Origin of the sequence: Amycolatopsis sp. NPDC058278 (assembly GCF_042881395.1) — a bacterium.
Lineage (GTDB): Bacteria > Actinomycetota > Actinomycetes > Mycobacteriales > Pseudonocardiaceae > Amycolatopsis.
On record NZ_JBHVXZ010000016.1, the window covers coordinates 40,151 to 61,883 of the forward strand.

Genomic DNA, 21,733 nt, shown 5'->3' on the forward strand with positions numbered 1-21,733 from the left:
GTGTGGGGCTTTGGTGGGGGGGTGCGGGGGGTATTGTGGGGCGCGGCGGGGGGGGCGGGGCCCGCCGCGCTGTGGGTGGTCTGCTCACCGCTGCGGCACATGCGCGACCTGCCGACCGAAGCGAAAACCGGTTCCGGGGCCGCCTAGAGTTGCTTCATGAGTACTCCATACGAACGCCCTAGAGTCCCGGACAAGGTCGGTGTCGACGGTCTGGAGGCCAAGTGGGTACCCGTATGGGAGTCCACCGGCGCCTACCGCTTCGACCGCACGAAGAACCGGGACGAGATCTACTCGATCGACACTCCCCCGCCGACGGTCAGCGGGGCGCTGCACATCGGGCACGTCTTCTCCTTCACCCAGACCGACGTGCTGGCGCGGTTCAAGCGGATGCGCGGGTTCGAGGTGTTCTACCCGATGGGCTGGGACGACAACGGCTTGCCGACCGAACGCCGGGTGCAGAACCACTTCGGCGTCCGCTGCGAGCCGTCGCTGCCCTACGACCCGGATTTCCGCCCGCCGGCGAAGCCGGGCAAGGACGTCGTCGCGGTGTCGCGCCGGAACTTCGTCGAGCTGTGCGAAGAGCTGACCGAGACCGACGAGAAGGTCTTCGAGCAGCTGTGGCGGCAGCTGGGGCTCTCGGTCGACTGGACGATGACCTACCAGACGATCGGGCACGAGTCCCGGCTGATCTCGCAGCGCGCGTTCCTGCGCAACCTCGAGCGCGGCGAGGCCTACCAGGCCGAAGCGCCGACCCTGTGGGACGTGTCGTTCCGGACCGCCGTCGCCCAGGCCGAGCTGGAGGACCGCGAACGCCGGGGCGCCTTCCACGACCTCGCGTTCACCGGGCCGGACGGCGCGGACGTCGTGATCGCGACGACCCGGCCGGAGCTGCTGCCCGCCTGCGTCGCACTGGTGGCGCACCCCGATGACGAACGGTTCAAGCCGCTCTTCGGGAAAACCGTGCGGACGCCGGTGTTCGGCGTCGAGGTGCCGGTCGTGGCGCACCACCTCGCGGACCCGGAGAAGGGCCGCGGCATCGCGATGGTGTGCACCTTCGGCGACACGACCGACGTCACGTGGTGGCGCGAGCTGCGGCTGGCGACGCGGGTGGTGCTGGGCCGCGACGGCCGCTTCCTGCCCGATGCGCCTTCCGGGGTGCCGGCGGCGGCGTACGCGCCGCTCGTCGGCAAGACCGTCCACACGGGACGCGAGATCATGGTGCGCCTGCTGCGCGAAACCGGTGCCCTGCACGGGGAACCGCGGCCGATCACGCACGCGGTGAAGTTCTACGAAAAGGGCGACAAGCCCCTGGAAATCGTCGCCAGCCGGCAGTGGTACCTGCGCAACGGCGGGACCGACGCCGCCTTCCGGGAGAAGATGCTCGCCCGCGGCGAAGAGCTGAACTGGGTGCCGAAGCACATGCGCGTCCGGTACTCGTCGTGGGTGGAGAACCTGGCCGGCGACTGGCTGATCAGCCGCCAGCGGTTCTTCGGCGTGCCGATCCCGCTGTGGTACCGGCTCGACGCCCATGGCGAACCCGACTACGCCGGGCGCCTGCTGCCGGACACCCTGCCGGTCGACCCGAGCAGCGACGTCCCGCCGGGGTTCACCGAGGAGCAGCGCGGGGTGCCGGGCGGATTCGCCGCCGACCCCGACGTGATGGACACCTGGGCGACGTCGTCGCTGACGCCCCAGATCGTCGGCCGGTGGAGCCTCGACGACGACCTGTTCGCGCGGGTGTTCCCGATGGACCTGCGGCCGCAGGCGCACGAGATCATCCGCACCTGGTTGTTCTCGACCGCGGTGCGCGCGGAGCTGGAGCACGGCGTGCTGCCGTGGCGGGCGGCGTCGATCGCGGGCTGGGTGCTCGACCCCGACCGCAAGAAGATGTCGAAGTCCATCGGCAACGTGATCACCCCGGTGGACCTGCTGGAGCGCTTCGGCTCGGACGCGGTCCGCTACTGGGCGGCGAGCGCGCGCCCGGGCGTCGACACGGCGGTGGACGAAGGCCAGATGAAGGTCGGGCGGCGGCTGGCGACGAAGCTGCTCAACGCGAGCCGGTTCGTGCTGGGCCTCGGCGTGCCGATGCCCGGCGCGGTCGCCACCGAACCGCTCGACCGGGCGCTGCTGGCGTCGCTGGCCGTCGTCACCGAGCAGGCAACGGCGGCGTTGGAAGCACTGGACTACGCCCGGGCGCTGCAGGTGACCGAGACGTTCTTCTGGACGTTCTGCGACGACTACGTCGAGCTGGTGAAGGGCCGCGCGTACGGGGACCGCGGTCCCGACGCGGCCCAGTCCGCGCAGGCCGCGCTCGTGACGGCACTCTCGGCCCTGCTTCGGCTGTTCGCGCCGTTCCTGCCGTTCGCGACCGAGGAGGTCTGGTCGTGGTGGCGGGCGGGGTCGGTGCACCGGGCCGGGTGGCCTTCGGTGGCGGAGTCCGACGGTGACCCGGAGCTGCTTTCGCTGGCCGGCGCGGTGATCGCGGCGGTCCGCCGCGCGAAGACCGACGCGAAGGTGTCGATGCGGTCCGCCGTCGGGACGCTCACCGTGACCGGACCGGCCGAGGTGCTGGCGCGGTTCGCGGCCATCGAGCCGGACATCCGCACCGCCGGCGCGATCGCGTCATCGGAGACGCGCGAAGGCGGCTTCGCGGTCGAAGCGAAGATCTGACACCGGTGGGTCGCCGTCAGGAACCGGCGGCGGCCCACCAGGCTTCGTCGAGTTCGCCGCGCGCCACGATTTCGGCGGGCCCGGTCAGCGTCGACGCGCCGCGGGACACCGTCACCTCGACGCGGCCACCCGGCACGTCCACAGTGGACGCGCCGGTGTCCGTGCCCGCCAGGTGGAACGCGGCCGCCACCGCGGCGACCGTGCCCGTGCCGCACGCCCGCGTCTCGCCGACGCCGCGCTCGTGCACGCGCATCCGCAGCGCGCCGTCGCCGAGGCAGTTGATGAACTCGAGGTTCACGCCGTCCGGGAACACGTCGTGGTCGAAGTCGGGCTGGTCGCGCAGGTCGAGAGCCGCCACGTCGTCGTCGAGCAGCGACACCAGGTGCGGGTTGCCGACGTTCACCGCGACGCCGGAGAACGGGCGGCCCGCCACCACCGTGACCGACGTCCCGGTGATCGTCGCCGGTCCCATGTGGACGGTCACCGAGCGGTCCGGGTGGACCACCACCGGGCGGTCGCCCGCGCGGGTGCCGACGACGAACTCGCCCTCGGCGGCCAGGCCCGACTCGACCAGGTAGCGGGCGAACACGCGCACGCCGTTGCCGCACATCTCCGCGATCGACCCGTCGGCGTTGCGGTAGTCCATGAACCACTCGCCCGCGGACGGCTCGCCGAGCTCGGCGGCGCGGACGACGCGCAGCACACCGTCGGCGCCGAGACCGCGGTGGCGGTCGCACAGCGCGGCGACCCGAGCTTCGGTCAGCTCGAGGCGGCCCGCCGGGTCGGGGAGCAGCACGAAGTCGTTCTGCGTGCCGTGCCCCTTGAGGAACTCGATTCCGCCCATGGGGTCAAGATTACCGGCCCAGGGTATCCAGGACGCGCGCGGCCAGCCCGGGATCGGCGCCGTCGAACCAGTGGATCCGCTGGTCGCGCCGGAACCAGGACCGTTGCTTGCGGACGAAGCGCCGGGTCGCCTGCGCCGTCGCCGCGGCGGCCGCCTCGAAGTCGCCTCCGCCGTCCAGTTCGGCGAGCACCTGTTGGTAGCCGAGCGCCCGCGACGCCGTCTTCCCCTCGCGCAGGCCCCGCTTCTCGAGCTCGCGCACTTCGTCGACCAGCCCGGCCTCGAACATCCACCCGACACGCTCGTTCACCCGCTCGTCGAGCTCCTCGGGCGCCCGGTCGACACCGACGACGACCGTGCCGTAGCGGGCGGGCCCCGGCTTCGGCAGGTTCGCCGAGAACGGTTCGCCGGTGATCTCGATGACCTCGAGGGCGCGCACGATCCGGCGCGTGTTGGTCGGCAGGATCTTGGCGGCGGCCACCGGATCGCGCTCACCCAGCCGGGTGTACAACGCGGGGGTGCCGAGCTGCTCGGCTTCCGCGTCGAGCCGGGCCCGGACGGCCGGGTCGGTGCCCGGGAAACGCAGGTCGTCGAGCACGGCCTGGACGTAGAGGCCGGACCCGCCGGCCAGCACCGGGACCCGGCCGCCGGCCAGCAGCCGTTCGATCTCGGCCCGCGCGTGCCGCTGGTAGGCCGCGACGGACGCCGTCTCGGTCACGTCCAGGACGTCGAGCAGGTGGTGGGGGACGCCGCGGCGCTCGGCCTCGGTGGCCTTGGCGGTGCCGATGTCCATGCCCCGGTAGAGCTGCATCGCGTCGGCGTTGACGACCTCGCCGCCGAGGGCGCGGGCCAGGTCCACGGCCAGCGCGGTCTTGCCGGTGGCCGTCGGCCCGACCACCGCGACCGGTACGGCGGGGCTGTTCACGGCGGCTGACGATACCTGCGGGCCGACACGGAGCGTCCACCGGAAGTAGGATCACGAGCTTCGAGTGGCCCATCCAGTACCACGGTGCGCGCTGAGCTGCTTGAATGCCGCGTGGGGCCGTAGCATCCGAGCACGGCCCGTGACGACCGCATTACCCGGCCCCGCCCGAACGGCGGGGCGCCCGCGCGAGCGGGCGTACAGGCGATAAGGAGCCTGCGATGGCCCAGGAGAACACTTCCACCGGTACCCCGGCCCCGCACCCGGTGCCGCACGCGCTGCACGCCGGGCACGCCGCCCCGCCCGTGCCGCCCGCCGAACCCACCCCGTCGACCTGGGGCCGGATCGACGACGAGGGCACCGTCTACGTCGTCACCGCCGAGGGCGAGCGCGCCGTCGGCGTCTGGCAGGCAGGCAGCCCCGACGAGGGCCTGGTGCACTACGCGCGCCGCTTCGACGACGTGCGCACCGAGGTCGAGCTGCTGGAGACCCGGCTGATCTCCGGGGCAGGCGACCCGAAGCACGCGCTGTCGAGCGCCACCCAGATCCGGGACGGGCTGCCCGAGGCCGCCCTCGTCGGCGACCTGGCCGCGCTCGCCGCCCGGCTGGAGTACGTCATCGGGCACGCCGAGAAGGCGCTGGCCAGCGCGAAGGCGGAGCGCGAGGAAGCCCGCGCCGCGGCGATCGCCCGCAAGCAGGAACTGGCCGAGGAGGCCGAGAAGATCGCGGCCGAATCCACCCAGTGGAAGGCGGCGGGCGACCGGCTGCGCACGATCCTGGACGAGTGGAAGACGGTCAAGGGCGTCGACCGCAAGACCGACGACGAGCTGTGGAAGCGGTTCTCGAAGGCCCGCGAGGCGTTCAACCGCCGCCGCGGTTCGCACTTCGCCGAGCTGGACAAGCAGCGCGCGTCGGCCAAGCAGCGCAAGGAAGAGCTGATCGCGGAAGCCGAGGCCATCAGCGAGTCCGAGGACTGGGGCGAGACGGCGGGTCGCTACAAGGACCTGATGACCGAGTGGAAGGCGGCCGGCCGGGCGCCGAAGGACAGCGACGAGGCGCTGTGGCAGCGCTTCCGCGCGGCGCAGGACAAGTTCTTCGCCCGCCGCTCGGCGGTGTTCACCGAGCGCGACGCGGAGTTCACCCAGAACGCGGCGCGCAAGGAAGAGCTCCTGATCGAGGCCGAGAAGATCGACGCGGCGGCCAACCTGGAGGCGGCCAAGAGCGCGTTGCGGCGCATCCAGGAACAGTGGGACGAGATCGGCAAGGTCCCCCGCGAGCGCATCCGCGAGCTGGACGGCCGGTTGAAGGCGGTCCAGGATGCGGTCAAATCGGCGGAGGACTCCCGCTGGCGGAAGACGGACCCGGAGGCCCAGGCCCGAGCGGCCCAGTTCCGCGAGCGAGTGGAGCAGTACGAGACCCAGGCGGCGAAGGCCCGGGCGGCCGGCGACGAGCGGCGCGCCAAGAAGGCGGACGAGCAGGCAGCCCAGTGGCGCGAGTGGCTGCAGGCCGCGGAGGCGGCTGTCGCGGACCGGTGAGGTTGGTGGGCGGCTGAGGCTGGTTTCGCTGAGGTTCGCGGAGGTTCTCGGACCGGCGAAGTTAGCCAGCCGTTGGGTCCGCGGGCCGCTGAGGTCCGTGGACCAGCGAGGTTCGCCCGCCGCGGAGGCGGCGGTCGTGAGGCGCTGAGGTTCGCGGTCAGCTGAGGTCGGTTTTCGCGGAGGCCCTTCTTGCCAGCTGTTGTGGCTGGTGAGGAGGGCCTTTGTGGTTTGCTCACAGGGTCGTCGTGATGTGGAGAAGGCGGCCGCTCGGGTGCGTTTCCGGGCGGTTCTGACGGTGGCCACCGATACGCTGGAAGCGGGGGCAGCCCCCAGGGAGGGCGGGCCGTGCCGTCGGGTCGGGCCAGCCGGGCTGGACCAAGCCGGGTCGGGCCAGCCGGGCTGGACCAAGCCGGGTCGGGCCAGGCCGGACCGGACCGGACCAAGCTAGGCCGCGCCGGACCAGGGCAAGCCGGACCAGGCCGGGCCAATCCAAGCCGGGCCAGCCGAGCCAGAGCAGGCCCGGCCGGGGCGGCCGAGCCAGACCAAGCCAAGCCGTGCTGACCGAGTCAAGCCAGGCCAGGCCAAGCCGGGTCGAGCCGCCCCCGGTCAGGCCACGCCAAGCCGGACCAAACCAGGCCAGACCGTGCCGAGCCAGGCCGGGCCGCACCGGGTCCGGTCGAGCCGGGCCAGAGCGCGCCGAGCCGAGCCGGGCCGCACCGGGCCAAGCCGCGCCAAGCCCGGCCGCGCCAAGCCGCCCCGAACCAAGCCGGGCCAAGCCGGGCCAAGCCGGGCCAAGCCGGGCCAAGCCGGGCCAAGCCGGGCCAAGCCGGGCCAAGCCGGGCCAAGCCGGGCCAAGCCACGCAAGCCCAGCCAAGCCCGGCCGCCGAGACCTCCGGATGCCACCCTCGCGCAAGCGGACCCACCCGAAGGGGTTCGGTCACCGCCCCGACCGGGGGTTCCCGCGCGCTTTCCGGCCCTCCCGGTGCTGCACTTCGATCATGACCAGGACATCCCACAGCACCCGCCGGATCCTCGCCGCGCTGGTGATCAGCGTCGCCGTCGGCGGGCTTGCCCCCGCGCTCGCCGCCCCTGCCGGGGCCGCTTCGCTCTCCTCCGGTGTCGAAGCCGGCAAGGGGAAGGTGAAGGTCGATGGGAAGCTCGGCAAGGACCACGTCAAGGTCAACGAGAAGGTCGACCTCAAGGGCAACCTGCAGGTGCTCGACGCGGCCCGCTCCGAACAGACCGTCGAAACCGTCATCGTGCAGCAGCTGCAGGCCGGCGCTTGGGTGAACCTCGCCGACACCACCTGCCGACCCAATGGTGGCTTCTCCTTCAGCCTCAGCTTCAGCCTGAGCGCCACCGTCTCGCTGCGGCTCTACCACCCCGAGACAGCCCTCTACGCCGCCGCTTACTCGGCGAGCACCCTCACCCTGCGCGTCGGCTGATCCCGGTCCCCGCCGGTTCTCAAGATCGCGAGAACGCCGTGCGCATCCACTGGACCGCGAGGCAGATCATCGCGATCCAGGCGATCACCATGCCGAGACCCGGGCCGCCGCCCGCGGAGCCAGGGGCGTGGGACGACTGCTGGGACCAGATCGCCAGCAGCCCGTCCACCGAGGCGAACCAGCCGCCCGCCGCGCAGACCCAGGCCAGCCACCAGCGCCGCGTCACCAGGGCCAGTGCCGAGGCCAGGATGCCCACACCCGTCGACGTCGCCGCGAACAGCTGGGGGATGCCGCCGCCCTCGCCGGCCAGGACCTGCCAGCCCGCGTGGTCGCCCACCCACGGCAGGATCAGGCAGATCAGCAGCATGAACGTGAACACCGCGATGGTGAACCCGCGGCGGCCCAGCTCCACCGTGCGGGACGCGCGCTCGCCCGCTTCGTCGATCTCGGCCGCCAGCTCGGCCAGCTCGCCGTTGCCACGGGACTCGGTCACAGCGCACACCCACTCACCGGTTCGGGCTGGGCGGCCGGGGCACCGAAGCCCGGCAGGCCCAGCGTGACGCCGCTCGTCTTCGGCCGCAGCCCGGCCTCGGCGTTGTCGCCGGCGCGCGTCCGGCGGTGGGACAGCAGGTCGCCGTCGGCCACCAGGTGGTGCGGGGCGGCGTAGGTGACGACCGTCTCGACGACGTCGCCGGGGCGGACCGCGCGGTCGACGTGGGCGCCGGCCGGCGTGAAGTGCACCAGGCGCCCGTCGCGGGCGCGGCCGCTCATCCGGTGCGTCTCGGCGTCCTTGCGGCCCTCGCCCGCGGCGACGAGCAGCTCGACGCGGCGGCCGACGATCTTCTTGTTCTCGTCCCAGGAAATCGCGTTCTGCAGCTCGACCAGGCGGTCGTAGCGCTCCTGCACGACCTCCTTCGGCAGCTGGCCGTCCATCGTCGCGGCCGGCGTGCCCGGGCGCTTCGAGTACTGGAAGGTGAACGCGCTGGAGAAGCGGGCCTGCGCCACGACGTCCAGGGTCGCCTGGAAGTCCTCCTCGGTCTCGCCCGGGAAGCCGACGATGATGTCGGTGGTGATCGCCGCGTCCGGCATGGCCGCGCGGACCTCGTCGAGGATGTTCAGGAAGCGCGCCGAGCGGTAGGACCGCTTCATCTCGCGCAGCACCCGGTCGGACCCGGACTGCAGCGGCATGTGCAGCTGGTGGCAGACGTTCGGGGTCGCGGCCATGGCGTCGATGACGTCGGAGGTGAAGGCGGCCGGGTGCGGCGAGGTGAACCGGACGCGCTCGAGGCCGTCGACGGTGCCGCACGCGCGCAGCAGCTTGCCGAACGCCAGCCGGTCGCCGAATTCGACGCCGTAGGAGTTGACGTTCTGGCCGAGCAGGGTCACCTCGAGCACGCCCTCGGCGACGAGCGCCTCGACCTCGGCGAGGATCTCGCCGGGCCGCCGGTCGCGTTCCTTGCCGCGCAGGGCGGGCACGATGCAGAAGGTGCAGGTGTTGTTGCAGCCGACCGAAACGGACACCCAGCTCGCGTAGGAAGATTCGCGGCGCGCGGGCAGCGTCGAGGGGAACGTCTCGAGGGATTCGAGGATCTCGACCTGGGCCTCGGCGTTGTGCCGGGCCCGCTCGAGCAGCGTGGGCAGCGCTCCGATGTTGTGGGTGCCGAACACGACGTCGACCCAGGGCGCCCGCTTGACGATCTCCCCGCGGTCCTTCTGCGCGAGACACCCGCCGACGGCGATCTGCAGGCCGGGGTTCGCGACCTTGTCGGGGCGCAGGTGCCCGAGGGTGCCGTACAGCTTGTTGTCCGCGTTCTCCCGGACGGCGCAGGTGTTGAACACGATCAGGTCCGGCTTGGCCCCGGCGGTGGCCGGAACGTAGCCGGCGTCCTCGAGCTGCCCGGCGAGCCGCTCGGAGTCGTGCACGTTCATCTGGCAGCCGAAGGTGCGGATCTGGTACGCCCTGGGTGCCTGGTTCTCGGTCATCGTGGTTCAGGGTAACCCTCGCTCGGCCAGGCAAAGCCGCCGCCTGTTCCGGCCCGTCGATAGGCCGTCCGGTTGAGATAGCACTTCAACGGTTGTCCGCCCGGCCCGGACTGGGATATCCCCCATTGAGGTCCGCCGAGGCGAGGGGAGGCGCGGTGACGTCGTGGGTCGGCTCGGAATACTATTCGTCCCTCGGTTTCCTGGTCGACTGCCTCGAGCAGGTGCCGTCCCTGCGTGACCCCGGGGCCCGGCGGCTCTGCCTGGAACTGCTGACCGACCAGCTGGGCGTCACGCTGGTCGTCGAGGACCTCGCGACGCCGAGGACGCACCTGATCGGCATCGTGCAGGCGTGCCGCCGGCAACACCCGCGCGGGCTGTCGGCCCTGGTCGAGGTGCTCGAGCAGATGGAACCGAACTCCCTGCCGGTGCAGCGCGCGCGAGCGGCCGTCGACGACATGATCACCATCGACGTCGTCGCCGAGCCCGACCGCCGCGAGCTGCTGACCCTGCTGGGCGGCAGCACCGGTGACCGGCTGGCCGAGTTCGTCCGCGCCGCCGCCGGTCCCGCGGTCGAGCCGGTGCCGCCGCAGCACCGGCCGTCCGACGCGATCGCCACCCTCGAGCGGATGAACGCGCGCCCGGACGGGCTGCCGCCGCTGCTTGTGTTCGTCGAATACCTGGCCGACTACTTCGGCGATCACCGCAGCGAGCAGTTGCGCCGGTGGAACGACCGGCAGGCCGCACGGACCGGGCTGACCGCCCCGCTGGCGGCGCTGCGCCGGGGCCCGACCACCGAACCGGCCCCACCCCGCGACGTCGAGGCCTGCCTGGTGATCCGGCTCGAGCCCGACCTGCTCGAGCCCGGGAGCTACACCGCCGTGCACTGGCGGCAGTGCGACCCGGACGGCTGGCGGCCCCGCCGGGGCGAGGAGTTCACCGGCGACCTCGACGCCGTCCGCGGGCACGTCGCCGACCTCGTCGCCGAGGCCGAGGCCGGCTGGGCCACCGGCGCCTCGACCATCCGGATCGAGTTCCTGCTGCCGTACGCCCTGCTCAACCTGCCGGTGGACCAGTGGGACCTCGAGGCGGGCAGCGCGCTCCCCCGGCCGGTCGGGCTGCACTACCAGGTCGTCGTCCGCAGCCTCGACCGCGCGCGGGCGCCACGCTGGCACCGGGAGTGGCGACGGCGCTGGGAACTGCTCAAGCAGGTCCTGCACGGGGTCACGAAGCCGGAGGACCACTGGCTCTGGAGCGAGGGCGGCAAACCGAAGCAGCTGACCGCGCTCGACGCGACGCTGGCCGTGCGCAAGGAAGTCGTGTCACTGGTGCTGCGGTCGGTGCCCGAAGGCCCCGAGCCCGGCGAGGTGATGGTCGGGGTCCGCACCGGCGTCCCGGTGATGATCTGGCAACGCACCGAGTCCGCGCGCCCGGCGTTCGAGGCCGAGGTCAAGGCGATGCGGGACGGGCTGGCGGAGCTGGCCGAGGGCCTGCGGGTGCTGCGCAGCCGGGCGAAACAGGGGTCGCGCCCGGACTCGCACGTGGGCAGCCGGGTCTCGCTGCTGTGGGACGACCCGGACCGGCCCGTCGAGCCGCAGGATCCGCCCGCGGACCCCAACGAGGAGGTGGCCGCCCGATGAGCGGTGCCGAGAACCCGGCGTGGTGGGTGTACCACGGTCACGGCTTGCCGCCCGCGGGCGAACCGCCCGCGTGGCCCGAGCCGCCCGCGTGGCGCACGTTCGACGGCGGGCCGGCACTGGCGCCACCCGCCGCGGACGACGCCGAGTTCGTCCGCCGGCTCGGAGCACCGTCGGCGGCGTCGGCGGCCGAGGCCGCGCCGGACGAGATCATGCGGGTGAACGCGGCCCTGCACCTGCGCCGGCCGTTGCTGGTCACCGGCAAGCCCGGCACCGGGAAGTCCACGCTGGCCTACAAGATCGCGCGGGAGCTGGGACTCGGGCCGGTGTTGCGCTGGCCGATCAGCAGCCGCACGGTCTCGCAGGACGGGCTCTGGGAGTACGACGCGATCGGGCGGGTGCAGGCCGCGGCCACCCAGGCGGGGCCCGACATCGGCGGTTTCCTGCGGCTCGGGCCGCTGGGCACCGCGCTGCTGCCCTACGACCGGCCGCGTGTGCTCCTGATCGACGAACTGGATAAATCGGACATCGATCTGCCGAACGACCTGCTCTCCGTCTTCGAGGACGGCGATTACGAAATCCAGCCGCTGACCCGGATCGCGGCCACCCAGCCGGAGGTCACCGTCTTCACGCACGACCGGGGCGGCCGGGCCGTGGTGCGCGAGGGGCACGTCCGGTGCCGGGCGTTCCCGGTGGTGATCGTGACCAGCAACGGCGAGCGCGAGTTCCCGCCCGCCTTCCTCAGGCGCTGCCTCCGCCTGCGGATGCCGCCGCCGAACCTGGACCAGCTCGTCGGCATGGTCGCCGCCCACTTCCGCGACCGGCCCGTCCCGCTGCGCGCACAGGACCTGATCCGCGAATTCCTCGGCACCAGCGAACGGTCCGGCGGGCTGGCGAACGACCAGCTGCTGAACGCGCTGCACCTGGCCACGTCCGGGGCCTACGAACGGGATCCTTCCTGGGAACTGTTGCGCGACGCCCTCTGGGAGCGATTGAGCACGGGGGGATCGGACTGAACGGATGACCGACGTGGTCGCACGCTTGCGCACCGAGGACCTCAACGCCGGCGAAATCGCCGACGCGTTGTGGCTGGCCGGCCTGGCTGCCGCCGCCGCGCGAGCACGCCCGCCCGCGCCACCGGTCCCCGAGCCACCGCGCACGCCACCGGCACCGAAGCCACCCCCACCCGGGCCGCCGGACCCGCCGCCGCCCGCTCCGGCCACGGACACCGGCGAAGAACCGCCACCGCCGGTGGTACCGAAACCGCCGCCGGTGCCGCGCGGGCGCCCGGTCCGGCCGGCACTCCGGTTCGTCGCGGTACCCGGCGTGCGCGAGCGGCCCAGCTGTCCCGAGCTGCCACCGGGCCTCGAAAAGGCGTTGCGCCCGTTCGACAAGTACGTGCGCTCGATGCGCGACAAAGAGCTCGACGAGGAAAGCACCGCGGTCGCGGCGGCCGAATCGGGACTGTGGGTCCCGGTGCAGCGGCCGCGTCGCGAGCACCCGTTCGAGATCGTCCTCGTCGTGGACGGCAGCGCCTCGATGCGGATCTGGGGCCGGACCGCGACGGCCGTCCGGCTGATGCTGGAACGGCAGGGCGTGTTCCGCGACGTCCGCGTGGTCCGGGTGGACACCGACCGGGAGAACGGGCTGCGGCTGGAAACCGCGCCGGGCGCGGTTCACCCGCCCGGCGTGCTGACCGACCCGACCGGACGGCGCGTGGTGCTCGTGCTCACCGACGGCGTCGGCCGCGCGTGGCGGAGCGGCGCGATGTTCGAACTGCTCACGGCCTGGGCGCGGACGTGCCGGGTGGCGGTGGCCCACCTGCTGCCCACCGAGCGCTGGGACTGGACCGGGATCCGGGTCGAGCCTCGCACCCTGCCGCGGGTGGCTCCCGGAATCGCCGGCCCCGTCCCGGTGCTGGCCCTCGAGCACCGTTACCTCGGCCGGTGGGCCGCGCTGATCGGCGGTGCGGCCGGCATCCGGCTGCCGGTGCTGCTGCCACCGTCCGAAGAGGACACCGGGGAGCCTGCGGCGGAGGACGTCGTCCCCGCCGAGGAGCGGGTCCGGCGGTTCCAGGCGACCGCGACTCCGAACGCGATGCGCCTGGCCGTCCTGCTCGCGGCGGTTCCGTTGACACTGCACATGATCGAGGCGGTGCGAGGGACTTTCATGCCGGCCGCGCCCCGCTGGCACCTGGCCGAGGTGCAGCTGGGCCGGTTGCTGCGCAGTGTGCCGGCGCCGCGCGGCAAGCCGTCCCGCCCGGTCGTGGAGTGGGACTTCCGGCCCGGCCTGCGCCGGGTGCTGCTGGCGATGTCCACCCGCGACGAGACGGCGGAGGCGTTGCGGCTCACCGAGGACGTCCTCGGCCCGGAAGTGCCGGCGCTGGCGGAACTCCGCCGGCTACTGAAATCACCCGAACGAGTCAACTTTCCGGGCGAAGTCCCTCCCGGCAGCGTGCGGTTCTTCAGCGCATTGCGGGATGCTTTGAGCGCATTGTCAGGTCCTTACACGCGATTGGCAGATCGGTTGGCCATGGCCATGGACGAGGATGGGAAGACCGGCGGCGGCACCGGAGCCGCCGCAACCGCCGCCCCCGGGGTGACCCAGGCCGCGGGTGAACCGATAAAGTCCGCCGCGTCAACGCTGCCACCATCCCGGGGGATACCTTCAGTGACCACGACTAGTCCGGAGCTGGGCACTGAAGTCCGGCGCTCCACGGGACAGCCCGCCGTGTGGGGCGGAGTCCCGCTGCGCAACGTCAACTTCATCGGCCGCCGGGAATTGCTGAAGTCCCTGCACGAAGAGCTTTCCCGGTCGACGACGACCGCGGTGCTCCCCGGCGCTCTGCACGGGATGGGCGGGATCGGCAAGTCACAGATCGCGGTCGAATTCGTCTACCGGCACGCCGAGGACTACGACCTGATCTGGTGGATCCCGTCGGAGAACCCCTCGGAGATCCAGGCGTCGCTGGTGAAACTGGCCAAGCGGCTCGAGCTGCCGGTCGAGCAGTCCGTCGACACGGCCGTGCCCGCGGTGCTGGAGGCGCTGCGCACCGGCCACCAGTTCCGGCGCTGGCTGCTGGTGTTCGACAACGCCGACCGGCCGGAGCAGGTGCGGGACTTCTGGCCGCGGGGCGGTGAAGGGCACATCCTGGTGACCTCGAGGAACCCGCAGTGGTCCGAAGTCGCGCAGGCGGTCGAGGTCGAGGTCTTCCGGCGTGAGGAAAGCCGCGAACTGTTGCAGCGGCGCAACGTCGACCTCGTCGACACCGAGGCCGACCGGCTGGCCGACGTGCTGGGCGATCTCCCGCTCGCGGTCGAGCAGGCGGCGGCGTGGCGGGCCGAGACCGGCATGGCGACCGACGAGTACCTGCGGCTGTTCGACGAGAAGCGGACCGAATTGCTGGAATCCCGCCCGCCGGCCGATTACGAGGTCGCGGTCGAAGCCGCGTGGAACGTGTCGCTGGACCGGCTGCGGGTGGAGAACCCGGGCGCGCTGGAACTGCTGGAAGTCTGCGCTTTCTTTTCCCCGGAGCCGATTTCGCGGGCGCTGTTCAGCGGGGTGCGCAACATCCCGGTGTCCGAGGCGCTCGAACGCACCCTGGCCGACCCGATCCGGCTGGGTCGCGCGATCCGGGAAATCACGCGGTACAGCCTGGCCAAGATCGACCACCGCAGCGACACGCTGCAGCTGCACCGGCTGGTTCAGGTGGTGCTGCGGAACAAGCTCAGCCCGGACGACCAGGTCCGGGTCCGGCACACCGCGCACCTGCTGCTGGCCAACCGCGACCCGAAGAAACCCGACTCGGTCGAGTACTGGCCGCGCTACGCCGAGCTGCTGCCGCACATCCGGGCCGTCGACGCGGTCAACTGCACCGACGAATGGGTGCGGCGGATGGCGATCAACGCGGTGATCTACCTGTTCGCGTTCGGCGACCCGGCCGGCGCGCTGGAGATGGCCCGCGACTTCGCCCGGTTCTGGGGTGAGAAGCTGGGCGAAGACCACCAGGACACCCTGGTCGTCTCGCGCTGGTGGGGCCGGACGCTGCGGGCGCTCGGGCGCTTCGAGGAGGGGCGGGAAGTCGCGCAGCGGACGCTCGACCGGATGCGCGCGACCCTGGGCGAAACCCACGAGGAAACCCTGCTCACCATGCACGGGGTCGCCTCGGGGCTGCGCGCGGCCGGCGAGTTCGCCCAGGCCAAGGAGATGAACGAGTTCGCCTACCGCAGTGCGGTGGCGAGGTTCGGCGAGGACGACCCGGACACCCTGGCCGCGGCCAACAACTACGCGCTGAGCCTGCGGCTGGTCGGCGACTTCACCGCGGCCCGCGACCTGGACGAACGGACCTGGAAACGCAAGCGGATCGTGCTGGGTGAGGATCATCGGCACACCCTGCTGACCCTGGACAACTGGTCGGTGGACCTGCGGGAGACCGGTGACTACCTGGGCGCCCGGCGCGAGCAGGACGACACGGTGCGCCGGATGCGGGAACAGCTCGGGGACCGCCACCCGATGACCCTCGCGGCGATCAAGAACCTGGCGGTCGCCTGGCGCAAAGCGGGTCAGCACGACGACAAGCAGGCGCTGACCTTGGCCTTGGAGGCCACCGACGGGTTCGTCTCGCGCTACGGCGAGGCGCATCCGGACGCGATGTCGGCGGCGCTGGAGCTGTCGATCGATCATCGCCAGGACGGCAACCTCAAGGAGGCGCGCCGGCTCGGTGAACACGTCAAGGACCTCTACGAGGCGACCTGGGGTGCCCGGCACCCGTTCAGCATGGTCGCCGCCACCAACCTCGCGGTGACGCTGCGCCAGCTCAACGCGGTGGCGGAGGCCCGGGCGCTCAACGAACAGGCTCTCGCGGGCATGCGGGAGACACTGGGCGAGGACCACCCGTTCACGCTGGTCTGCGCGACGAACTACGCCAGCGACCTGGCGGCCTCCGGTGAGCACGAGAAGGCGTACGCCCTCGACCAGGAGACGCTCGAACGGTCCGTTCGCGTGCTGGGCGAGGATCACCCGTCCTCGCTGGCCCTCGTCGTCAACCAGGCGCTGGACCTGCGCGAGCTGAACCGGGGCGACGAAGCCGACTCGTTGCAGCTCAACGTCGTCCAGCGGCTGAGCCGGGTGCTCGGTCCGCGGCACCCCGCGACGAAGGACGCCCAGCTCAACCACCGCGCGAACTGCGACATCGACACGATGCAGATCTAGCTTTCCCTGGCGAGCCATCGGGCCAGCCGCACCGGGTCGGTCACCGTCCCGGTGCGGAGCCGGATTTCGCGGTGCACGGCGAACACCAGCTCCGGAAGGCCGAGCAGCGTCGCGTCACCGGCGGTCAACGCGAGTCCGGCCCACGCGCCGAGGGCCTCCGGCCGGATCAACACCTCCTGCCGGTAAAGCGCGGCCGCGGCGCCGAGGTCGCCGTCGACCAAGGCGAGATCGGCCTCGGTGGTGCCCGGGATCTCGGCCGTCGCGAGCTCCGGTTCGCAGCGGTAGAGATCGAACAGCTCGGGCTCGGTGAGCCAGATGCGGGCCAGCGGCAGCCGCGGCCGGGGCGACGCGCCGGGGGTCGGCGTCAGCAACGGAGCGGGCGGGGTGGTCACGGGTTTGCGGCGGTGGCGCAGCCAGGCCTCGGCGAGCTCACCGGTGACCGCGGCGGGCGGGGTCAGGTGCCGCAGCCGCCAGGAGAGCCGGTGGTCGAGGTTGGCGCGGCGCGCGGCGGCGAGGACGTCGGCGGGCACCGGGTCCCCGGCCCACGTGCGGAGCCGGTCCCCGGCCGCGATCAGGAACCGCCGGCCCAGCGCGGACGGCGTGACCTCGGCGAGCAGGGTCGCCACCGCGTGCGCGGTCTGTTCGCGGCGGTAGGCGAACTCGAACTGGGCGGCACGGGCCGCGAGACCGGTCTCCGCGCCGAGGTGTTCGCGGTAGAACGCCGTCACGCCGAGGAAGGAGAAAACACCGTGCAGCAGCCCGGTCGGCGGCCGCGGATCGTCCCGCCACGGCGCGTAGAGGCGGGGCGTTTCGTTGTCCCCCAACGGATCGAGGAGATCCACCAGCGTGAGCAGGATGCCCAGCTTGCTGTGCTGGAACTCGTGGACCAGCGTCGCGGCGAACGTCGTCGCGTCCGGGGGCCGGGACAGCACCACTGACCCGAACGCGTCGTTGTGCGAGGCGCTCGAAGGCGTGTGCGGGTCCGCCGGATCCCGCGGCACCAGCGTGGTCAGGCCGGCGGCGAGCTCCGCGGCGGTCGTGCTGTGGTGGCGCGCCAGCAAGTCCCACGTCGCGCTCAGCGCCTCGGCCCAGCGGGCGGTCTCGGCGGCCGGAAGCCGGCGCGGTGCGAGGGGAGCGCCGAACTCGCGGGACGGGTCGAGGTCGTCGAGCCACAGCCGGAAGTTCCCCGCGTGCAAGGTGCGAAGCGCTTGCCAGCCGGCGCCGTCCGCAGCGCGGTCGGCGGGCAGCCGGACGCTGCCCGCCGGTCCGCGGACGAGCACGTGCCCGTGTTGGCCGTGCACGTGGGCGAAATCCCATTCCCGGCGCCCCTGGACGTCGGCCCGGCCGAGCGTCGGCAGCATCACGGCGCCGCGCCAGACCGGCACGCGGGACCGGAAGTGCAGCCCGGCGCGGATCGCCGCCGCGGTGGCCAGCAGGTGCAGGCCGCCCAGATCGGCCCACAGCGGCGGGTCGCCGGGGTCGTCACTCCCCAACCGGCGCAGCAGGTTCGCGGCCCACAGGCCCGTCTGCGGATGGTCGAGGACGACGTCCGCGGCGGCGGCGTCCCGCTGCTGCGCCGCGGCGAGCAGCGTCCACGCCTCGGCCGGTGGCGGCAGCGGCGCGGAAGCGACGCTCTCGGCCGTCGCCCGGTCGAGCACGGCACGCAGGAGGATGAGATGCCGGCTTCGGTTGGCCAGCTTGAGCTGTTCGACGACGGCCGGGTCGCTCCGGCCTTCCGCCAGCGCGTCCAAGCTCGCCAGCGACACCCGATGGGTGTCCAGCATCAGGCCGCGGGTCCCCTATCCGCCGGTCACGGCACCCGCGGTGCCTGGTTGTCGAGCACACCCGTGCGACTGCACGCGGTGCGCCCCGCGACCAGCCGGATCGACCGCAGCAGCACCGGATCGGCGCTGCTGCGCAATTCGGCCAGGGAAAGCCGGCTCAGGTCGACCATGCTTGTCGTCACTTCGCCCCGCGCTCGCCGCATTACGGTCCTCCCTCGCACCACGCCCCGCGATCGGGTGAGTACTCATCATGCAACACGACGACCGGTTTGTGAGCGTCCGCATGGCGGATCAAGGCCCGCGATACGCCGATTCAGCGGCGGCCGAGCCCGGGTTCACGCATACCGATGACCGGGGCCATGGCGGATCGTGGCGCACGGGAAGATCGGCAACGCCGGGATTCCGCCGGCGTCCGGGCGGCCGCGGCGGTGCGCTCGAACACTTCTCGGGCGTGATTCGCCGCAGCTGCGCTGACCTGGACCAGGTGCGCTCACCCTCGGCCCGTCGAGAAGGACTCCGCCGCGCGAGGGGCACCGCATCACCGAGCGCGGCGGCGCCGAGTTCGTGCCCTCCTTCACTGAGGCAGTAGAGGCGCCGGGCAGCGTCACGCTCGGGGTCGGCCAGAGGCCAGGCGCGGCCGGGAAATCGCCAGCAGCGATCGGACCGGCCAAAGGCGGCCCCTGCCACCGGGCGGCAGGGTGACCGTCGGCGAAATGCGTCGCCTCCTTACCTCGGCTGGAAGAACTCGAGCAGCCTGCGGCTCGCGTCCGGGGACATCAGCAGCTCCTGCATGTCCGCCGACATCCGGGCGGCCGCTCCCGTGCGCTCGAACATCTCCTTCTCGTACTCCGCCACCGCCGTCCCGAAATCGTCCGGGTGCGCCACCAGCGCCAGGCCGAGGAGGGCGCCGTCCAGGAGGGCCATGTTCGCTCCCTCTCCCACCGGGGGCATCAGGTGCGCCGCGTCGCCGATCAGCGTCGCCGTTGGTGATGAGGGCCAGGTCAGGCCGACCGGGAGGGCGGTGAGCGATCGGGGCACGAACGTGTCGTCGGACGCGGCGATCAGGGCCGTGATCCGGGGGTCCCAGCCGGCCAGGAGCTCGATCAGCCGGGCGCGGGCCGCGGGCGGGTTGTCGAACGGGATGCCGCTCGTGGCGAACCAGTCTTCGCCCGTGTTGTAGAAGCTGATGCCGATGCGGACGCAGCCGTCGCCGTTGCGCTGTGCGGACAGGGACTTGCCGTCGCCGAACACCCAGTAGTTGCCGCGCCCGACCATGGCCGCCAGGTCGGGGTGGGTGCGGTCGATGTCGGAGATCGCGAGCTCGACCGCGTTCTGGCCGAGGTGCTCCGGGCGGGCGTCGGTGAGCAGGGCCCGGACCCGGGAGTTCGCGCCGTCGGCTCCGACCAGCAGGTCGTAGCGCGCGCTGGTGCCGTCGGCGAAGTACAGGACGCCCTCTTCGGCGCGGTCGAACGCGCGACCCCAGCGGACCGTTCGCTCCGGGAGCGCGTCGAGCAGCAGGTTGCGCAGGTCGGTGCGGTCGATCTCGGGGCGCGCCATCGGGGCGTCGTCGGGCGTGTCCTCCTGGAGCAGCAGGGTGCCGTCCGGTTCCAGGAGACGCATGTCCTGCCCCTCCCGGCGAGCGATCGCCAGGAACTCCTCGAGCAGGCCGGCCTCGCGCAGCGCCCGCTGCCCGGAATGGATGTCGAGCATGCCGCCCTGGCGGCGGGCGCCGCGCGAAGCGTCGCGTTCGTACACGACGGCCTCGATGCCGTGCACGTGCAGGACCCGGGCGAGCGCCAGGCCGCCCATGCCGGCTCCCACGATGGCGATGGTCATGATTCCCCCTTTGATACGCCGTACGTCTCGATACAGTGTATCGCGGCAGCCGATGTATTGTCACGCCCATGTTGGTGTGGGAACGACCGGAGCCGGCGAACCGGCCGGCGCCGGCCCCGCTGAGCCGGGACCTGATCGTCCGGACAGCGGTCGAGCTGGCCGACGAAGCCGGCCTGGACGCGGTGTCGCTGCGCAAGATCGCCGCCGCGCTGGACGTCGGGCCGATGCGGCTGTACGGCTACATCGACACGAAGGACGAGCTGCTCGACCTGATGGTCGACGCCGTCCACGCCGAGATCCGGCCGGCCGGGGACGGGTGGCGCGCAGTGCTGACGTCGGTGGCCGAGGCCACCCGGCAGGCCGCGTACCGGCACGAGTGGTTCGCCGACCTGATCGGCGGCCGGCCACAGCTCGGCCCGAACGCGCTGGCCAGGGGCGAGGCGGTGCTGGCCGCGCTGGACAGCGTCGACGTGGATGTGGTCATGCCGGTGGCCGCCGCCGTCGACGCGTACGTGATCGGCGCGGTCCGCCGGGAAATCGCCGAACGGCGGGCCGAACGCGCCAGCGGGATGGACCAGCGGCAGTGGCAGCGCACCCACGGGCCCTACCTGGTGCGGATGTTCGCCACCGGCCGGTTCCCCGCGCTGGAGACGGTCGTCCGCGACGCCGCCCACCTCGACGCCGACGAAACCTTCCGCATCGGCCTGAACTTCCTGCTCGACGGCATCGGAGCGGGCATCGGCTAGCTACTGCGCGGCGCCGGTGAGCAGGGCGACCATGCTGTGCGGGGCGTCGTCGCCGAACATGATCGCGTAGACGTCCTCGTCTTCCGCTTCCGCGGCCGCGCGCGCGAACATGGCCTGCTCGTACTCGCCGAGCGCGGTCTCCACGTCGCCGGGGTGAGCGGCGAGGGCCCGCCCGAGTTCGGCACCGTCCTGCATGGCCAGGTTGGCGCCCTCGCCGTTCGGTGGCATGAGGTGGGCCGCGTCGCCGAGCAAGGTCACCCCGGGTACCCGGGCCCAGCGGTGCCCGGCCGGCAGGGTGGCGAGGCGGCGCAGCACCGGCGGGGTGTCGCTTTCGGTGATCAGGGCGGTCAGCTCGGGGGCCCAGCCGGCGAACTCCTCGGCGACCCGCGCCGTCACGGTCGCGGCGTCGGCCCCGGCGAGCCACTCCTCGGGCTTGAACAGCTGCGCATACGTGTGCAAGGTCCCGCCGCTTTCCCGGTGCGCGACGAACCCCTTGCCGGGCGCCAACGCGTAGAGCGCACCCGCGCCGACGGCCTTCGCGGCGGCGGGATGCCGGGCGTCGCCGTCGAAGAGGAACGTCTCGACGACCGATACGCCGACGTACTCCGGGGTCGCCGCGGAGACCAGCGGACGGACTTTCGACCACGCGCCGTCCGCGCCCACCAGCAGGCTCGTCACGATGCTCGTGCCGTCGGCCAGGCGCACCTCGTGGCCACCGTCGCCGAGGGCCCGCACCCCGGTGACCTTGTGTCCCCAGTGGACGGTGCCGGGTGGCAGCGAGTCGAGCAGCAGCTGCCGCAGCTCCCCGCGCTGCACTTCGGGACGTTCGCCGGTGCCGTCGTCGGGCTGGTCGAGCAGCACGGTGCCGTGGCGGTCGACCACACGCGTGGATTCCCGGCCCGGCAGGACGAGCTTCCGGAACCCCTCGGTCAGGCCGGCCGCCTCGAGCGCCGGCCGGCCGTTCCAGGGGTGGATGTCGAGCATGCCGCCCTGGCGGCGGGCGGCCGGTGAGGCTTCGGCCTCGTAGACCTCGACCGGGATGCCGTGCAGGTGCAGGACGCGGGCCAGGACGAGCCCGCCGAGGCCGGCTCCGATGATCGTGACAGTCATGGCTTCCTCCGATTGG

Annotated in this window: 15 protein-coding genes; 7 read left to right on the forward strand and 8 right to left on the reverse strand. The window is 72.5% G+C overall.

The window, feature by feature from the left end; genetic code table 11:
• Nucleotides 1-156: 156 nt before the first annotated feature.
• Nucleotides 157-2,670 (forward strand): valine--tRNA ligase, encoded by a 2,514-nt coding sequence (valS, locus tag ACFVYA_RS10915; RefSeq protein WP_387044480.1) that lies wholly within the window; start codon nucleotides 157-159, stop codon nucleotides 2,668-2,670.
• Between the two features lie 16 nt (nucleotides 2,671-2,686).
• Here valS and dapF read toward each other — a convergent pair whose 3' ends face one another.
• Nucleotides 2,687-3,514, reverse strand: a complete 828-nt coding sequence (dapF, locus tag ACFVYA_RS10920) for a diaminopimelate epimerase (protein WP_387044482.1) — start codon at nucleotides 3,512-3,514, stop codon at nucleotides 2,687-2,689.
• Nucleotides 3,515-3,524: 10 nt separating this feature from the next.
• Nucleotides 3,525-4,436: a tRNA (adenosine(37)-N6)-dimethylallyltransferase MiaA gene (miaA, locus tag ACFVYA_RS10925; RefSeq protein ID WP_387044484.1), complete on the reverse strand. Its 912-nt coding sequence runs from the start codon at nucleotides 4,434-4,436 to the stop codon at nucleotides 3,525-3,527.
• A gap of 218 nt (nucleotides 4,437-4,654) precedes the next feature.
• Between miaA and ACFVYA_RS10930 the strand changes: the two genes are divergently transcribed.
• Complete coding sequence (locus ACFVYA_RS10930) at nucleotides 4,655-5,968, forward strand: DUF349 domain-containing protein (RefSeq protein ID WP_285989659.1); 1,314 nt, start codon at nucleotides 4,655-4,657, stop codon at nucleotides 5,966-5,968.
• A 998-nt stretch (nucleotides 5,969-6,966) separates the two neighbouring features.
• Complete coding sequence (locus ACFVYA_RS10935) at nucleotides 6,967-7,413, forward strand: hypothetical protein (RefSeq protein ID WP_285989658.1); 447 nt, start codon at nucleotides 6,967-6,969, stop codon at nucleotides 7,411-7,413.
• A 19-nt stretch (nucleotides 7,414-7,432) separates the two neighbouring features.
• Here ACFVYA_RS10935 and ACFVYA_RS10940 read toward each other — a convergent pair whose 3' ends face one another.
• The gene (locus ACFVYA_RS10940; RefSeq protein WP_387044487.1) at nucleotides 7,433-7,906 is read right to left on the reverse strand and encodes a hypothetical protein; all 474 of its coding nucleotides are present in this window, start codon (nucleotides 7,904-7,906) and stop codon (nucleotides 7,433-7,435) included.
• Nucleotides 7,903-9,396, reverse strand: a complete 1,494-nt coding sequence (miaB, locus tag ACFVYA_RS10945) for a tRNA (N6-isopentenyl adenosine(37)-C2)-methylthiotransferase MiaB (RefSeq protein ID WP_387044489.1) — start codon at nucleotides 9,394-9,396, stop codon at nucleotides 7,903-7,905. Before miaB ends, ACFVYA_RS10940 begins: the two co-directional genes overlap by 4 nt.
• A 155-nt stretch (nucleotides 9,397-9,551) precedes the next feature.
• Here miaB and ACFVYA_RS10950 point away from each other — a divergent pair, with 155 nt between their 5' ends.
• From ACFVYA_RS10950 to fxsT, 3 genes are read left to right on the forward strand one after another with little or no spacing between them, the layout of a single operon-like run.
• A complete protein-coding gene (locus ACFVYA_RS10950) occupies nucleotides 9,552-11,033 on the forward strand; it encodes a hypothetical protein (protein ID WP_387044491.1) in 1,482 nt (493 codons plus the stop codon).
• Nucleotides 11,030-12,046 carry an AAA family ATPase gene (locus ACFVYA_RS10955; protein ID WP_387044493.1) on the forward strand — a complete coding sequence of 339 codons (1,017 nt, stop codon included), beginning with the start codon at nucleotides 11,030-11,032 and terminating at the stop codon, nucleotides 12,044-12,046. The genes ACFVYA_RS10950 and ACFVYA_RS10955 overlap by 4 nt, the downstream gene beginning before the upstream one ends.
• A 4-nt stretch (nucleotides 12,047-12,050) precedes the next feature.
• Complete coding sequence (gene fxsT, locus ACFVYA_RS10960; protein ID WP_387044495.1) at nucleotides 12,051-16,241, forward strand: FxSxx-COOH system tetratricopeptide repeat protein; 4,191 nt, start codon at nucleotides 12,051-12,053, stop codon at nucleotides 16,239-16,241.
• On the opposite strand, the gene ACFVYA_RS10965 is transcribed toward fxsT, so the two are convergent.
• From ACFVYA_RS10965 to ACFVYA_RS10975, 3 genes are all read right to left on the reverse strand, one after another.
• Nucleotides 16,238-18,025, reverse strand: coding sequence for an aKG-HExxH-type peptide beta-hydroxylase (locus tag ACFVYA_RS10965; RefSeq protein ID WP_387044497.1), 1,788 nt, complete (start codon nucleotides 18,023-18,025; stop codon nucleotides 16,238-16,240). The genes fxsT and ACFVYA_RS10965 overlap by 4 nt on opposite strands.
• Nucleotides 18,026-18,051: 26 nt before the next feature.
• Nucleotides 18,052-18,228, reverse strand: a complete 177-nt coding sequence (locus ACFVYA_RS10970) for a hypothetical protein (RefSeq protein WP_285989651.1) — start codon at nucleotides 18,226-18,228, stop codon at nucleotides 18,052-18,054.
• A gap of 523 nt (nucleotides 18,229-18,751) precedes the next feature.
• Nucleotides 18,752-19,861 carry an FAD-dependent oxidoreductase gene (locus ACFVYA_RS10975; protein WP_387044499.1) on the reverse strand — a complete coding sequence of 370 codons (1,110 nt, stop codon included), beginning with the start codon at nucleotides 19,859-19,861 and terminating at the stop codon, nucleotides 18,752-18,754.
• A 68-nt stretch (nucleotides 19,862-19,929) separates the two neighbouring features.
• On the opposite strand from ACFVYA_RS10975, the gene ACFVYA_RS10980 reads away from it, so the two are divergent.
• Nucleotides 19,930-20,607, forward strand: a complete 678-nt coding sequence (locus tag ACFVYA_RS10980; RefSeq protein ID WP_387044501.1) for a TetR/AcrR family transcriptional regulator — start codon at nucleotides 19,930-19,932, stop codon at nucleotides 20,605-20,607.
• Here the strand turns inward: ACFVYA_RS10980 and ACFVYA_RS10985 are convergent, their stop codons facing one another.
• Entirely contained in the window at nucleotides 20,608-21,717 is a 1,110-nt protein-coding gene (locus ACFVYA_RS10985; protein ID WP_387044503.1) for an FAD-dependent oxidoreductase, read from the reverse strand. It lies immediately after the preceding gene.
• Nucleotides 21,718-21,733 lie beyond the last annotated feature (16 nt).

Coding starts and splice junctions, on each gene's coding strand:
- valS (WP_387044480.1), top strand. CDS start 157: ATGAGTACTCCATACGAACGCCCTAGAGTCCCGGACAAGGTCGGTGTC.
- dapF (WP_387044482.1), bottom strand. CDS start 3,514: ATGGGCGGAATCGAGTTCCTCAAGGGGCACGGCACGCAGAACGACTTC.
- ACFVYA_RS10930 (WP_285989659.1), top strand. CDS start 4,655: ATGGCCCAGGAGAACACTTCCACCGGTACCCCGGCCCCGCACCCGGTG.
- ACFVYA_RS10935 (WP_285989658.1), top strand. CDS start 6,967: ATGACCAGGACATCCCACAGCACCCGCCGGATCCTCGCCGCGCTGGTG.
- miaB (WP_387044489.1), bottom strand. CDS start 9,396: ATGACCGAGAACCAGGCACCCAGGGCGTACCAGATCCGCACCTTCGGC.
- ACFVYA_RS10955 (WP_387044493.1), top strand. CDS start 11,030: ATGAGCGGTGCCGAGAACCCGGCGTGGTGGGTGTACCACGGTCACGGC.
- fxsT (WP_387044495.1), top strand. CDS start 12,051: ATGACCGACGTGGTCGCACGCTTGCGCACCGAGGACCTCAACGCCGGC.
- ACFVYA_RS10965 (WP_387044497.1), bottom strand. CDS start 18,025: ATGCTGGACACCCATCGGGTGTCGCTGGCGAGCTTGGACGCGCTGGCG.
- ACFVYA_RS10970 (WP_285989651.1), bottom strand. CDS start 18,228: ATGCGGCGAGCGCGGGGCGAAGTGACGACAAGCATGGTCGACCTGAGC.
- ACFVYA_RS10975 (WP_387044499.1), bottom strand. CDS start 19,861: ATGACCATCGCCATCGTGGGAGCCGGCATGGGCGGCCTGGCGCTCGCC.
- ACFVYA_RS10980 (WP_387044501.1), top strand. CDS start 19,930: ATGTTGGTGTGGGAACGACCGGAGCCGGCGAACCGGCCGGCGCCGGCC.
- ACFVYA_RS10985 (WP_387044503.1), bottom strand. CDS start 21,717: ATGACTGTCACGATCATCGGAGCCGGCCTCGGCGGGCTCGTCCTGGCC.